At 38.9% G+C, this 14,671-nt stretch carries 18 protein-coding genes; 4 read left to right on the plus strand and 14 right to left on the minus strand.

All coding sequences use genetic code 11. The features are described 5' to 3' along the window. Positions 1-153 precede the first annotated feature (153 nt). The 4 genes from ND16A_RS05095 to ND16A_RS05090 are packed head-to-tail and all read right to left on the minus strand — an operon-like array spanning position 154 to position 1,791. Positions 154-381: a CopG family transcriptional regulator gene (locus tag ND16A_RS05095; protein ID WP_033078483.1), complete on the minus strand. Its 228-nt coding sequence runs from the start codon at positions 379-381 to the stop codon at positions 154-156. A 15-nt stretch (positions 382-396) separates the two neighbouring features. Continuing rightward, entirely contained in the window at positions 397-975 is a 579-nt protein-coding gene (locus ND16A_RS21755; RefSeq protein ID WP_327144886.1) for a nucleotidyl transferase AbiEii/AbiGii toxin family protein, read from the minus strand. Then, entirely contained in the window at positions 947-1,210 is a 264-nt protein-coding gene (locus ND16A_RS21760) for a nucleotidyl transferase AbiEii/AbiGii toxin family protein (protein ID WP_235282194.1), read from the minus strand. The genes ND16A_RS21755 and ND16A_RS21760 overlap by 29 nt, the downstream gene beginning before the upstream one ends. Beyond that, positions 1,207-1,791, minus strand: coding sequence for a DUF6088 family protein (locus tag ND16A_RS05090; RefSeq protein ID WP_235282196.1), 585 nt, complete (start codon positions 1,789-1,791; stop codon positions 1,207-1,209). Before ND16A_RS05090 ends, ND16A_RS21760 begins: the two co-directional genes overlap by 4 nt. Before the next feature lie 368 nt (positions 1,792-2,159). Here ND16A_RS05090 and ND16A_RS05085 point away from each other — a divergent pair, with 368 nt between their 5' ends. Then, entirely contained in the window at positions 2,160-2,990 is an 831-nt protein-coding gene (locus ND16A_RS05085; RefSeq protein WP_033078555.1) for a class I SAM-dependent methyltransferase, read from the plus strand. Positions 2,991-3,155: 165 nt separating this feature from the next. Here the strand turns inward: ND16A_RS05085 and ND16A_RS21135 are convergent, their stop codons facing one another. From ND16A_RS21135 to ND16A_RS05065, 4 genes are all read right to left on the minus strand, one after another. Then, positions 3,156-5,009, minus strand: a complete 1,854-nt coding sequence (locus ND16A_RS21135; RefSeq protein WP_033078485.1) for an SEC-C metal-binding domain-containing protein — start codon at positions 5,007-5,009, stop codon at positions 3,156-3,158. Further along, positions 4,990-5,259: a hypothetical protein gene (locus ND16A_RS05075; protein ID WP_033078486.1), complete on the minus strand. Its 270-nt coding sequence runs from the start codon at positions 5,257-5,259 to the stop codon at positions 4,990-4,992. The genes ND16A_RS21135 and ND16A_RS05075 overlap by 20 nt, the downstream gene beginning before the upstream one ends. Before the next feature lie 77 nt (positions 5,260-5,336). Continuing rightward, the gene (locus ND16A_RS05070; RefSeq protein ID WP_033078487.1) at positions 5,337-5,690 is read right to left on the minus strand and encodes a type II toxin-antitoxin system RelE/ParE family toxin; all 354 of its coding nucleotides are present in this window, start codon (positions 5,688-5,690) and stop codon (positions 5,337-5,339) included. Next, positions 5,680-5,946, minus strand: coding sequence for a type II toxin-antitoxin system Phd/YefM family antitoxin (locus tag ND16A_RS05065; RefSeq protein WP_033078488.1), 267 nt, complete (start codon positions 5,944-5,946; stop codon positions 5,680-5,682). The genes ND16A_RS05070 and ND16A_RS05065 overlap by 11 nt, the downstream gene beginning before the upstream one ends. A 162-nt stretch (positions 5,947-6,108) precedes the next feature. Here ND16A_RS05065 and recQ point away from each other — a divergent pair, with 162 nt between their 5' ends. Continuing rightward, positions 6,109-7,935, plus strand: a complete 1,827-nt coding sequence (recQ, locus tag ND16A_RS05060; protein ID WP_033078489.1) for a DNA helicase RecQ — start codon at positions 6,109-6,111, stop codon at positions 7,933-7,935. Positions 7,936-7,970: 35 nt separating this feature from the next. Here the strand turns inward: recQ and ND16A_RS05055 are convergent, their stop codons facing one another. The 6 genes from ND16A_RS05055 to ND16A_RS05035 form a co-directional block, all read right to left on the minus strand. After that, positions 7,971-8,228, minus strand: a complete 258-nt coding sequence (locus ND16A_RS05055) for a hypothetical protein (protein ID WP_152593903.1) — start codon at positions 8,226-8,228, stop codon at positions 7,971-7,973. A gap of 6 nt (positions 8,229-8,234) precedes the next feature. Further along, the gene (locus tag ND16A_RS20355) at positions 8,235-8,639 is read right to left on the minus strand and encodes a hypothetical protein (protein ID WP_052073215.1); all 405 of its coding nucleotides are present in this window, start codon (positions 8,637-8,639) and stop codon (positions 8,235-8,237) included. Positions 8,640-8,940: 301 nt separating this feature from the next. Beyond that, entirely contained in the window at positions 8,941-9,252 is a 312-nt protein-coding gene (locus tag ND16A_RS05050) for a hypothetical protein (protein ID WP_033078491.1), read from the minus strand. A gap of 83 nt (positions 9,253-9,335) precedes the next feature. Beyond that, positions 9,336-10,052, minus strand: coding sequence for an NYN domain-containing protein (locus tag ND16A_RS05045; protein WP_033078492.1), 717 nt, complete (start codon positions 10,050-10,052; stop codon positions 9,336-9,338). 57 nt (positions 10,053-10,109) lie between these two features. After that, positions 10,110-11,759 carry a class I SAM-dependent methyltransferase gene (locus ND16A_RS05040; RefSeq protein WP_052073216.1) on the minus strand — a complete coding sequence of 550 codons (1,650 nt, stop codon included), beginning with the start codon at positions 11,757-11,759 and terminating at the stop codon, positions 10,110-10,112. 2 nt (positions 11,760-11,761) lie between these two features. Beyond that, on the minus strand, positions 11,762-12,346 hold the full coding sequence (locus ND16A_RS05035; RefSeq protein WP_033078493.1) for a class I SAM-dependent methyltransferase: 585 nt from the start codon (positions 12,344-12,346) through the stop codon (positions 11,762-11,764). Positions 12,347-12,488: 142 nt separating this feature from the next. Here ND16A_RS05035 and ND16A_RS05030 point away from each other — a divergent pair, with 142 nt between their 5' ends. Then, positions 12,489-13,190: a hypothetical protein gene (locus ND16A_RS05030; RefSeq protein ID WP_033078494.1), complete on the plus strand. Its 702-nt coding sequence runs from the start codon at positions 12,489-12,491 to the stop codon at positions 13,188-13,190. A 289-nt stretch (positions 13,191-13,479) separates the two neighbouring features. Then, positions 13,480-14,385, plus strand: coding sequence for a YeeE/YedE thiosulfate transporter family protein (locus ND16A_RS05025; protein ID WP_033078495.1), 906 nt, complete (start codon positions 13,480-13,482; stop codon positions 14,383-14,385). Positions 14,386-14,671: the final 286 nt, after the last annotated feature.

Here is a 14,671-nt window from a genome sequence, read left to right on the forward strand (position 1 = left end):
CAGTCGAAATCTACGCTGCTGGAGATAACGGCTCTGCGCTTGCTACTTAGCAAATGCAACCAGTATCGTTGAATGCAGAAATAACCTAAAGCCTGATGATCAGGTTTGTGTAAGTGTTTTAGAACGGCATGAAAATCAATAGAATAGGTTTTATTAGCCATTGCTTTTTAATTCACTCAAAAAAACTTCGTAGCTCACTTCAGGCTCATTTACTCTTTCTGCAATTGCTTGTAAGTCTTGTTGGTCTTCAACTATTAATAACCTCACGGCTTCATCAACCAGTTCCGAAATAGAAGCATCAGTAGAAGCGGCACGCAACTTCAATGCTTGATGCAACGCAGGATCAAAGTAAATGGTTGAACGTTTTGATAAATTACTCATTACACCCACCAATAGTTAAATACGCCTTATAAAATGCCTTGTCGACTGAATTGAATCATTGATTTCTTTTTGAGTAGTATTAAGCCGTTCAGCGATAGCTTCAAAAGGACCTGGTTTTGTAAAAAACATACCTCCAGAAACCGCTTCCTCATGATCTTTTGTAATACTTTCTAATCTTTGAGCTTCAGGTATGAGTGATATTTGACCCTGCAATATAGCTTCGCAATCGACACCAGGACTTGCCCAGCGATACTTTTTCATCTCTATAACTGCTTGCATGGCTTCATCTGAATTTAGGGGATCGGCAAAATTCATATTTAAAAGACAGTCTACATCATACCAATGTCGAGCAAGTCTGTTTGGTGGAGGCTCTTTCTCTTGTGTTGAGAATTGATGTAAAGCTGTTAACTTTTCCCAGAGGATAAATTCCTTTTGATATGCCATTACTTTGGCTCTAGGCAAAGCAAGTGATTCAAAACCAGAAATACTGTCCATGTAACAATCAATATCAATAGACTCAGTTGGTTTTCCTCTATTTCTGCCTCCAAACTCTAATAAAACATGGTCAATGTATCGATAAATCGATATCTTCAGAAAATCGCTCGATTGCTGACCAGCATTTACTTAATGCTGTCCCACCTTTAAAAGCTACCGAGCAATCACCTAATAGTTTTTCATCATATAGGAGACGGAGAATTTCGGTGACCCAAACATCTTTTTCTAGAAAGTTTGCCGCTAAACCATTCTTATGCTGCTGAGCTGCATAAGTGAACATAGCAGCCAACTCATCATGCTTTGACTTATCTGCATAGAGGTCAAAAATACTCACGACAGAAGGCTACTCTCTAATTGATTTAACTTTGACTGCCACATTTTCAGCATCGGGCTATGGCTTAACTTATTGACAACATAAATAGCTTCTTTTTCATTTAAATTTAAACGCTTGATAGCTACTTTCAATGTGGACACAGGCGTATATTCTGCGGAAAGGGAAAGCAACCCTCTAAATAAGGTCCCTTCTGGTTTGTTCTCCCAGCGTAATTTAGTTGCTGTAGTGTGTTTTACCTGAACAACTTCATTCCCAACTTTAAACTCACGTGATGGACCTGTAGTCCAGTATACAGCCTTAACTGGAGCTTGAGTTTGCATACCTAAACGATAAGCAGCCTCTAACCCTTGTGGAACTAATTTATAATGATGTGTACGAGCCCAAGTTTTAGCAATATCTTCAGCCTTCGCTGTAATCTTGATAGAAGGAATGCTAGCTAAAGGTTTGGGGCGAGAGTATATACCTTTTGCTACGCGAACAACTTTACCTTCTTTAGCTAATCGACTCATTGCCTTTTGGACAGATGTTGTGGTGCCTAGAGAATAAAATCTCTCAATAGAAAAAGGAACACCTCGTTTCATTCGAAATAGTCTATTAGAGACCAAAACCGCAACGGACATAACACACCCAATACTGACAACACATAACCAACGTGATTTTATTGTAGCCCATATTTAATGTAATGCATATCCACATTGACGTCAGGATAAGTAGGTTTAACATTGTCGGTTAAGTTACTTGCTATATGACTTAAAACGTTTGCATAATAAATAGTAATTACTTAAAGAGGCAAATTATTAGCGGAAACCTAGCAAATTTTAAGTAGACGAACGGCAAGCTTTTATTGGATTGATGGTAAATTAGGAGGAGAATCTAGCGGCTAATGAACGCTAAAATACCTTTAACGTATGCTATATTTGTTAATCATCACTTAATTAAAATAATACCCATGTCTTACGATAAATCGGTATCCGATCATTACCTGCATGGCAATTTACTCAACGCCATCGAAGCGGCGCTGCCAGCATTAGGCAAAACCACAACAACAGTAACGATTGCAGATTTGGCACCAGTAGATGAATTCCATATTGGCGGGCGACAGGCAACCGATCATTTACTGGCGCAACTCAATTTTTCAGAACATGCCAATTTATTAGATGTCGGTTGTGGCTTAGGTGGTGCGGCACGCTATATCGCGAGTCAATTTAACAATAGCGTTACCGGCATAGACTTAGCCCAGGAGTACATAGATACCGGCAACGCCTTATGTCGTTGGCTAAAGCTGGAAAACAAGATCAGTTTGGTACAAGGCAGCGCCCTGGATATGCCATTTAACAATAATACCTTTGATGGTGGTTACATGTTGCACGTAGGCATGAACATAGAAGATAAAGCCACATTGTTTGCGCAAATTCATCGAGTATTAAAGCCAGGTGCCACGTTTGCTGTCTATGACATTATGCGCCAAAGTGATGGTGAATTAACCTATCCGGTTCCCTGGGCCACAACCAGTAGTACCAGTAAATTAGCCACATCAGAGCAATATCAGCAAATGTTAACACAAGCCGGGTTTACCCTGATAAAAGCAACCAACAGGCATGATTTTTCCGTAGATTTTTTTAATCAGTTACGCGCCAAAATAGCAGCCGATGACGGCCCGCCACCATTAGGCCTGCATACCTTAATGCAGCAAAGCGCCGCACAAAAAGTAAAAAACATGGTGGCAAACATTGGCAAAGGGATAATTGCCCCGGTTGAAATGATAGTGCAAAAGCCATAACCACTGACAGTGGCCCTGCCAGTTTCATGATGATTGACCCGGATGGTAATTCCATATTGATAGATCAACACGTATAACCACTATCGCCTACACTCAAGTTCAAATAAGTACACTTAAACTTGAATGTCGACAGTAAACTCATTATCCATGATAATTCTAAGCTAATTAATGGCACGATGCTGACGATGGATTGCTGCCTATCAGTTTAACAAACACATTGAATAATGGTGTAGTTCGTACTTCCTGCAACTCGTAAAACATATCAATTTTTGTACGTTTAACCGTTATCAGGCCAAAAAACTCACAAAAATTATTCATTAACCAGTGCTGATAACATCGATGTATTTGTTCTTCCTGGTTATCTTGTACATATGAGTGAAACTCTATGTCATCTACCAGCCTTGGAAACGCACTGAGGAACTCTTCGGCATACCAGCTGCCGTCTTTTACCGAATGACCGTATTTGGCCAACAGATACAAACTAAAACCAACGCTGTTTTGGATAAAGGCAAACTCTTCGCCATAGCTGCGGTAAGCCCAATTAAACTCAAGACAATAGGTTTTAAACAATAATCCATAAATTTTTCCGGGCATTTGTTCGGGATTTTTCAGCAGCTTTTTCATTGGCGCGGTAAAGATGTATTTATCTTTAACTACCCTGACCAGTTTGGCCAGCACCAACAAAACACGGACTACGTGTAAATCAAAGAAATCTTCTTCTTTGCTGATCGTTCTTGCATACTTTGGCGCACCGAAAGTGGCGTTAAATTCAGTATTGATTGCTCTGCACAGATTTCTGGGTAAATTACCTTTAGCAGTGGCTTTTACGCCCTTGTCACCAATTCCTTCAATGAGCGCCATGGCCAAAAACATCACTTGCGTATTGTTAATCGTATCAACACTCAATAGCGCTTGCTCATTAAATAATAGTACCTCATTGTGTTCAAAGGGTTGCGTTAACAAGCTATGCATTTTGTGAGACGACAAACCATGAAATACGTCAATGCTTTGACTATTGCGCTGTTGCATAAAGTTATTTAAAAACTCATTCGCCTCATCAATAGACTCAAAGTCCTTATCTTGCATGGCTTCCTTGATCTCTTCATTAAGTGCACTAGCAGGATTTATCGCCTTCGCCTTATCACTATCGGTTAGATAACAACATTTTTTATACTTTTTGCCACTGCCACAGGGGCAAGGGTCGTTACGGGCAACTTTCACTTCGTCGCGCACAAATGGTACAACATTATGATTTTCATACTCATCACCGTCGACTTCAGCAATAAAGTTATCATCATCCCAAAATTGATCGTCTGCAAATTCATCGTCATCAATTTCATCATCAAAAGAAGCATCGTCGCCATCAGTCCAAAAATCCTCTCCCAGCTCATCTGCAACTACGCCTAGTTTGAATTGTTCAATTTCAACGGCGAGTCGATAAAGGCTGATCAGCCCCACTTCCAGGTTTTTCACCTTATCAACATATTCGCTAATATCTTTTACGTTTCGGCCTTGCTCTGTTTTTAGTTTTTTACCGCTGGCAATTAACTCAACAGAGCCAATAATTACCTTGCAAATCTCTTCAATCGGCATTTCACTATCAAATTCTTCCACATTGGCAATCAGCTGGAAATCTTGCTGCCAGTCGCTAAAGGTATATGCAAATGCCGCCATGAAGCCCTGACAAAACTCAACCAGGCCCTGCGGAAACTCGGCTTTTATCTGTGGGTATAGTTCGCTTAGTGGATAATTACCCGCCAGCAAACCATCGTTGATCTGTTGGTCAAGTTTGCGGCGTGCCTCAATATTTTTTACATCTTCGAACCAAAGATCATGAACACCACTATCAGTAGAGAGAATATCGCCAGTATAATCAAACTCTTCCATCAACTCAGAGCAACAGCTCACACCACAAACAAACCCATGGTAGTAATCAAAACTTAAAGGCGGTTTGGTACAACAGCCTAGCTGGCCCTTAACCAAATCAACATAACTTTTATCAAAAAAAATGAGATCCACTGCCCGTTTCTAAAACTGAGATTAACTCTTCAAATTGCTCAAGCAAGATAGCACTTTTTATCGATTTTGCCGAGTGGATCAGGTCTGACACCAACATATCACGATAAAAACTATCAATACTTAAGGTTTGAAACTCAAAATTGGCCGCGCTTTTTTGCAATCGCTGCAAATCTTCTGATACTTCTGGCAAGGGCGCGCTATATTTAAGCAACAAGTTAATTTCAGTGTGGGTAAGTTCAATTTCGATCATATGTTTTCTAAGTGTCAAACTGCATCTGCAGCCATTGTAATCCACTTATTATTTGTTATAAAGCAAATCAGGATGATTTACTTATACAGTAAACAATAATTAATCAGAACTTTCGGTATATCTTGTTTTTGCGAAATAATTACGTCAGCGATAATCATTCTGCTGCCTTTTTCTTCAATTATTCGGTAAAGAAGTCTGAAATTATCAGCCGTAAATTCTCTGAACAGAATAACGCCTAACTCTAGCAAGTACGGTGATATAGGTGCAGCTTTTGGAGTAAAACTAACTAAACTTTCAAAGCGTTCGATGAAACTTTCAAGCCGAAGTATCACTTGTTCTTCGTTTGAATGCTTGCCTAAGTGATTGATTAAGTCATTTAATAAATTTTCAAAGGTTTTAGTGTATTGGATCCTAACCGGTTTATTTTTCATTCGCAGTAGATAAATTAGCGCGACGGTTAGCTAAACGTTGTTTAAGATCTGAACTGGATATCAAGCGGCCATTATTGCTGTCATCAACGGAAAAAGATGCTAACTTCAACATAGCAACAGCTTCATCTCTGCGCATCCTATCTTCATAGGATTCAATGACATAAGCAGGAGTCCCATTTTGGGTAATGGTCATCGGCTCATCGAGCTCAAGATTGGCCGCATTTTTTTTGAGGTAACTTATCGTTTCTACGCGCATAAGTACTTCCTTCTAAGACTTTAAATTCCGATAGTCCAAATATAGTTTTTATTTAGACTTTGTGCAAATGATTAAATTAACCGCTGCACATTTACCCAGTGTTAGTTATTATTATGCTTATAATAAATAGCAAAGTAAATTAACCGGATTTAGGATCTAACTTTGACCACAGCTCACAACAATTCTACCGCCCAGCAAGTTTTACAGAATGTATTTGGTTACGCCGACTTTCGTCACCAGCAAGCCAATATTATTGACGAGCTTGTTGCCGGCAACGATGTCTTTACTCTAATGCCAACCGGTGGCGGTAAATCGTTGTGCTATCAAATACCAGCGCTTGTGCTAGATGGTGTTGGCATTGTCATTTCACCGTTAATCGCGTTAATGCAAGATCAAGTGGATGCCTTAAAAATACTCGGCGTGAACGCCGAGTTTTTAAACTCCAGCCAAGACTATCAACGCCAGCAACAGATAGAGCAGCAACTACTCAACGGTGAACTGGACTTGCTCTACATCGCTCCGGAGCGGTTATTAACCGAGCGCATGCAAAACTTATTACTGCGAACCAACATCGCGTTATTTGCCATCGATGAAGCCCACTGTGTGTCGCAATGGGGCCACGATTTCAGACCCGAGTATCAACAGCTGTCGATACTGCATAACATTTTTCCCAATACCCCACGTATCGCGCTTACCGCCACGGCCGATCAAAGAACCCGCGATGAAATTGTCGACTTACTCGCCTTGCACCAGGCGAAACAGTTTGTGCACAGTTTCGACCGGCCGAACATTCAATATCGCATTAACGACTTACCCAACGCCAAAGAGCGGTTATGGGACTTTATCAGCAGCGAGCACAATGACGATGCGGGTATTGTCTATTGTTTGTCAAGAAAGATGGTGGAATCCACGGCACAATGGTTAAGTGCCAAGGGCCGAGTTGCACTGCCCTACCATGCCGGTTTAGCCAACGAAGTAAAGGCACAACACCAGCAGCGGTTTTTGCAAGAAGAGCAAGTGATCATTGTTGCCACCATCGCCTTTGGCATGGGCATAGACAAGCCCGATGTCCGTTTTGTCGCCCATTTAAACATCCCGAAAAGCATTGAAGCCTATTACCAGGAAACCGGACGTGCCGGCCGCGATGGACAACCTGCGAATGCATGGCTGGCCTATGGCATGCAGGATGTGATCAAGTTAAAACAAATGAGCCAAAACAGTGATGGCAACGAGTTATTCAAACAAATCACTCAACGCAAACTCAATGCCCTGCTAGGCTATTGTGAAGTGAGTTCTTGCCGCCGACAAGCCTTATTGCAGTATTTTGGCGAACAGTTAGACACGCCTTGTGGTAACTGTGACAACTGCTTAACCCCTCCGATTACCTGGGATGGCACCCTTGCCGCAAAAAAAGCCTTATCGACCGTATACCGAACCAAGCAACGATTTGGCGTGACTTATCAAATAGACGTATTACTGGGAAAAACAACACCGCGTATTATTAACTTTGGCCACAACCAACTGAGCACCTTTGGCATTGGCGAAGAACTAAGCGCACAAGCCTGGCAAGGCGTATTCAGACAATTAATCTCGATGGGCTTTTTGTCGGTAGATATGGAGTTTGGCGCCTTAAAATTGACCGAACAAGCAAGACCGGTGCTTAAAGGTGAACAGCAAATTCAATTGCGCGAACAAAGCAAAAAAGCCAAAGCGGCCAAACAAAAACGCAGCCCAAAAAACAGCCAGGCCATCACCGACTTAACCCCGCAAGATACCAGTTTATTTGAACAACTCAGAGCGCAACGAACCTTGTGGGCAAAAGACAGAGGCGTACCGCCGTTTGTTATTTTTCATGATGCCACCTTAATCGCCATCGCCCAGGCCAAACCCAACACCGCCGCAGAGCTGTTAACCATCAATGGCATAGGGGCGAGTAAAAACGACTTGTATGGTGAAGAGATCATCGCGATCATTGCCCAATCTTTGTAGATGAGGATAAAACCAAAGGTTTCAGCAAGTGCCACTTAGCTAACCAGGCACTCAAGCAACATTCGCCTTAGGCATTCTTTATCGACTTTATTATTGCAATGAAAATCTTCAAGGTTTAAACGTTGCTCTTTGATAAGCTGCTTAAGCACTGAATCTTTTATCTTGATCGACAAATAGTCAAAACCAGGCAAAAAATGCTTTGTCGTTGGACTAACCAAACCACCAGAAAAACTTAATTCATCAATATCTTGATAATATTTTTGATAATGATTGTGCCAATTGTTTTTCATCATAACGTCCTAGTGCAGCACTGCCAACGCCTTATTTACTTGAGAATGAATACGTAATAGGCAATCAGATAAGATTTCTCTTGGTAACGATTTTACCTTCATTAAGCGTTGCACACACAAGTTAAGGATTTCATCACACTCATTTTCTAAACCAGCCAACGATAAGCTTTTGGCTAGCATGACAGCAGATTCAGTAAAACAAAGCGCATAATGATTTACGTTAAGCGACATTTGCTCTAACAGCATTTCGGCACTTTCAAATGCACAACCTAAGTAAGGGATAGCTTCACTGTGCAAACCCGAAAACGCTAAATTCTCGCCATGCTCACTCGCATCTCGATAACAACTAAGCGCCCTGCCCGGAGAGCTTTGAAGTTGTTGGCCATGATTACTACATAAAAATTGATATTTCATTTTGAACACCTAAAAGAAAAGACCTAAATGAGAATAATTCTCATTTGCATTTGAGTCAAGTATTTTTTATTAAATTTCAGTTTTTATTAATCTAACCCGTTATTTCGACAGGGTTATATTTTTCATTGAGTTTTGGTGAGATCTGCCTGATTTAATATTCGGCAAATAGTGGCGCTTTTAGACCGGCGTTAACACCTATTAAATATGAGTTAAAATTTATGTTGTTAATTAAACCAAATTGCTGAATAAATGTGGTTAAGCGCTCCTATTTTGTCAACGACCAATATTTAGTTATATTAAATCAGTCTTGGTTTTGCTCACGGTTATCATTTTTGGCCTTATACTCGTGCAACATAGAACTTAGCGTATTCTCTTCATTGTATTCATTAATGTCATAGTCTTCTTCGCTTGTTGTTTTACTAATTAAAATATCGTGTAGTGCAAGCGTTGCAAATACACCCCATATAGCAAACACAAAAGTAGATGGCAGAGCATGATATTCAAGACCTATAGTCCATGCCCCTGTAATAAAAACGCCAATTAAAGACATTCGATACCCGGCATAAGCAACCATTGCGACAAAGCAAAAAATAATAAATATAGACGTAAACATAATAAATACTCTTGGTTATAACCCTGCCATTTAGCCAACTGTGAGTTGATTTTTTGTAAGCACATTGAATTTACCGCCGGAACTTATTTGGCTGCTTGCTTGGCTCGCTTTTTATCTTGAACAAAATAAACCAAACCTTCTTTTTTCATCTCAAACAAATCGATGGCCGCAAAAAAATCACTTAACTTTTGAAAGCCGTAGTTACGTTGATCAAACGAGGTATGATTATTGATGTGCGAACCAACAGGACCTAGCCTCGCCCAATAATCATCATCTTCAACCGCTTCCACCGCTTGTCTAAGCAGGTTCATTAATTTGGTATCCGATTTTATGTTTTTGTTTTTCTTTTGTACTGGCTTATTAACTTCACAAGCTTCGTCTAAATATAAAAAGCGAGTACAGCTATTCACAAACACATCCGGAGTTTTGCGTTCACCAAAGCCAATGACAACCTTGCCATCCGCCTGGGCACGAGTTGCCAGAGGGGTAAAATCACAATCGGAGGTAACAAAGCACATAATATCGATATCTTTGGTATAGAGTACGTCCATGGCATCGATAACCAAGGCAATGTCTGTGGCATTTTTACCTTTGATTAAATCAAATTGCTGAATGGGTTGAATGGCATACTCGTGTAAAACCTCTTTCCATGGCGTTAAACAACCGTTACTCCAATTGCCATAGGCTTTACGAATGTTCACTTTGCCATAACGAGCAAGCTCAGACAGAATGATGTCTATTTTTGCGGCGGGGGCATTATCGGCGTCGATAAATAATGCGATTTTTTCTTGATCCTTCAACTTAAATTCCTTTTAAAGTATTTTTTGAATTTAACTTACAACAACGTCCAATTTTAACTACCACTCCCTTAACTGTTGCATTTCTTTTAAGCGACTTTGCTGTAATAAAAGAGCTTCGAATAAGTCATCTTTAGATTGATTATCAGATGATAATCCAGGCAATGCAATATTAGCCTCAGAGAAGAATAATTGCTTGTTTATCGCGGTGTTTTCTAACCATGCTTCTTGCCACCAATCTTTAATTCTATTTTTGGAATTTCTAAGTCGCTTTTCAGAAGGAAGTTGATCTCGTTTTTCACTATTCACTTTTGAGTTTGTCGGCAATAAGTTCCATAAATCATTATTCGGCCACCTAGCAAATGGCATACAATGATCTATATCAAATTTAACATCTAATTTTTTATTAGACCAAACGCAATGTTGTTGTTCAGATTGCTGAAGTTCTTGCATTCTTTTTCGAACTCCCGTTGTTGTTCTAACAGGGTCTAACCATACTAATGCCGAATTCAATATATGCTGTTCACCATTTTCTATAAAATGATGATTCCCTTTATAAATAGACATTGTATGAGACCATTCGCTAATTAATACTGGTTCAATCCAGCATGCGTAACGATTAAAGGCTAGCCATATTGATTCAGGTAATGAAAATTCTCCCCACTGACTTAGGGATTGTAGATCTAGAAATAAAGTTTCTTTTGCTTTAACCGTTTGCTTTTCTATATTAAATACAGGATCTTTTGAATTTGAATAAGTGATGTACCTACAAGGCATTTCCTTAATGTTTTGCACTGAATGTGAAAGCGTTTTATATAATGCAATTGCATCTTTACCTGTAAATAGGTTACCAATTCGATAATCAGCGCTAGTTCTGTGAACTAATTTGTGCCAGCCATCAGCTTTCATAAACCCCATATTCGGTTTCAAATTTGGCGTTTGAAAGATATTATATTTATCTATCATATCTTTGTATTGATGACACCAGTACAAAGCAACTAAGCCGGCAGGAATGATAACTCGACCATTTTCTCGCTTTAGAACAGCACCTGGGTGTCCATCTGCTATACGCAACAACACTCTTAGCAAGGCAAGTTTATGTGTCGCGGCTTTACCATCATTAAGTGCAACGTGCCGGATAAAAGGAAACGCCCCTGTTCCATCATCGGGAAGCTTTAATTCAATAGAAAAAGTTTTTAAATTGGATAATCTAATGGTTTCTTTTTTTAAGGTTATTAGGCCTTTTAACGTTGCCTGATTTTCAACATGATCTTGATATAATGCATTGTTAGAAAGGAATACAATCTTTCCATTGGGTTTTAATAGATTTGATGTTTTACGAAAAGTCCTTGGTATTTGATTTACAGTGACTAAATGATCAACGTTGCAAATAAAAATAAAATCAAAACTGATTTCTAAATTGGTAATAATATCTAATGAGGGTAACGAGTCTTTGTAAAAATGAAAGCTATGTACAACATCATCATTTAAATTAACTTGTTCCTTGTGGACAAGTAGAATATTACAAATTTTGGACAGCTCCTTGAGTTGGCCGTTTAAATAGTCTATTGGAGGGTTTATGACCAATACTCTTGGGTTTGATAAAGAAGAAAGTTTAACTCCTGCCAATAAAGCGTCAAAACCTGAGGTATTGTCTACTTGATAATTGTTCCCTAAATCTTGCAGGTTGTTCTCATTTGATTTACTCAAAGCTATTCCATTCTTTTAATTAAAATTACATTTAACCATTTTTCACTTTCACGGCTTGGACGATTATCACCAGTTAACCAAGTTTCTTTAATAGCTAAATTTTTCAACTGACTAACCAACTCACCAAGAAGTGATTCATTTAAATCAGTGAAGTTACGGCCATTGTGTTCTCTTTCTGTATTACCATATTTGAAACTCGCATAAAACACACCATTACCCTTTAAATGATTGGCTAAATTGTGGATGGCCTCTTTTAGTTCACTTTTTGGAACATGCAATAGAGACGCGCAAGCCCATATGCCATCGTATTGCTGTGTTAGATTTAATGTTTGAAATGTTGTTACGTCTACTTTTTGATTAAGTAGTTCAGTTGCTTTTGCGGCTAACTCTGCAGAGGCATCAAAGGCATAAACTTGAAAGCCATAATCCATGAAGCGTTTCGCATCTCTGCCGCTACCACAGCCGGCATCTAAAATACTTCCGCCGATAGGGATTAAAGGTAGAAAAATATCGTAAAGAGATCTCATATCTACATTAACCGTTTCACTGAAGAATTGTTGAGCGTTATTGTTGTAGTAGTCGGACATAATAAATTTGAAGATAATTAATATGTTCAAAGTGCAATAGATAAATCCACTTGTCAATGCAACAAATAAAAATATAATATAAAACAATCCATTAATGAGTTTTTATAAAATTAGTGGTTATTTATTAATAAAGGAATATTTAATGAACTCTAATAATGGAAATTACTTCCTGTCCTCAATTTTATTTATATTATTTTTTTCTAGTTTTCAAATTTTGGCTAAAGAAGATTGTCAAAAATACTACGATGCATTAGATAATTTAAGAAGTGTAATGCGTCATGGCTACAAAGAGCCACGTGGTGAATATCTTAGAGGTAAAGAGAGAAAAATTAAAAAGCAAATTCGCCTTTGTAAAAAGGACCAGAACAATGAATTAAACTATTACTCTTCCAACATACAACAGCCAGCTAAATCAAAAATTCGATACCATAATATTAATGTGCCGAACAAAGACCAACTTGGAAGACAAGCACTAACAGTAAAGGGGTTATTTGAAGGTGTAAAACAACAAGCATGGTTAGATTTTTATCAAAGACCTAAAGATTGCCGAAAACCTAAAACAACCAGTAAATTTTCAAAATGTTTAAAGCATCGTGATGAAGCAGCTGAAAACTTCAAGGTGCATTGGGTTAAAAATAATTTGCATACATCTAAATTAGACGTTGCTGTTACCCGGTCAAAACCTAAACAACTAAATAATAAGATAAAAGACACCAATGCCCAAAACAGGAGGTTGGCGATGAATAAAGCTACTTGTATGTTTTGGCAAGAAAAACATAAACAAAACCCTCAAGATTTAAATATCAAAGATCTTATGGAAACTGAATGTAAGAAGTCGAAATAACAAAATTATACCAATCAAATTACAACAAACTCTCGCAGTGTTTTACATTTTGTTAACGGAACTTTTCTGGATAACGAGTATCATAAGTTCATGCGAGATTAAAATCACGCCAACAAATTTTTATTGTTTTCCTCCCTGAAATGAACTTTTATCGCTCTGCTATGAATACGCGAAGTTGAAACTCCGGTAAGTTGCCCTGGCAATGAAACCGACCAGCATGGCATAATAAATATCAGCACATATAATTTATAGATTGTAATTCACTTGGTTAAACTCATAGGTAGAATCTATGCTGTTATTGGTGTGTGCCCTCATTCTAGTTTGTACTATTGGCTATTTAGCCCAAACGACAGGCCTTTGCATGGTACGTGGGGTGAATGAATGGAAAAATGGTAATCCAGCTTTCTTGCTCGCTATATTGTTAAGCGGTGTTTTGGCTTGGGTCGCCGGGCTATTCTCTTATCTTTTGAATATTCCCTTAACGGTTAACACGTATGCAGCCAGTGTATGGTTTGCTATTGGTGGCATTATTTTTGGTTTAGGCACTTCATTAAATAATGGCTGTGGCGTATCTACCTTAAGTAAGCTGTCTCGTGGTGATTTGAAAATGATTGCCACGATTATCGGCTGGTTAGTTGGTTGGACGATTCTATCTTATTGGCAACCGGGCATTGATATTATTGAAATATCTCTACCAACCAATGTTATTTATGGGGTTTTACTCTTTACCTCAATTGTCATTGTTATATGGGCATTAAAAGGCGATAAGGCGCGAAAAAAACTGTGGTTTTCAATGTTAGGTATTGGCTTGCTTGCCGGTTTTTTGTTTCTTTATGAACGTCATTGGACACCTAGTGGCTTGTTACAACACTTAAGCGGCGCCATGTTAAATGGTGATACCCATGTTTGGCCGTCTATTGAGCGTTATTTATTATTTTTTGCTTTACTGGCCGGTATGTTTATCGCGGCTTGGCGAAGTAAAACATTTGATATTCAACTGGGAAATTTGCGCTTATGGTTTGTTCATATTATTGCCGGAACGTTAATGGGAATTGGCGCATCACTGGCAATGGGCGGTAATGATTCGCAGTTGCTTATCGCATTGCCAACACTTTCACCGGCAGGTGTTGTCGCGGTAGTGGGCATGATCGTTGGAATTCGGTTGGGGTTATCGATTAAGAGCCTTAGTAAATGAGTTAATCGTTAGTAAAACAAAGTTTTTCTTAGTTTTACATTTGGGTAACGGAACTTTTTTGGATAACGGGTATCATAAGTATCAGTTAACTTTTTATAGTTTTCCTCCCTTATGTGTTTTATGTTTAGCCTCTCAATTTTTTGAGAGGCTTTTTTTTTGTCCGGAATTTATTCTTGACGTTAACTTTTATCGCGTCGCGATAATTACGCGAGGATGAATCCCCGCCAACCAAGGTTAATTTTTATCGCATTGCGATAATTACGCGAGATTGAAATCCCGCCAACCA

Origin of the sequence: Thalassotalea sp. ND16A (genome assembly GCF_000764205.1) — a bacterium.
Taxonomy (GTDB): Bacteria; Pseudomonadota; Gammaproteobacteria; order Enterobacterales; family Alteromonadaceae; genus Thalassotalea_A.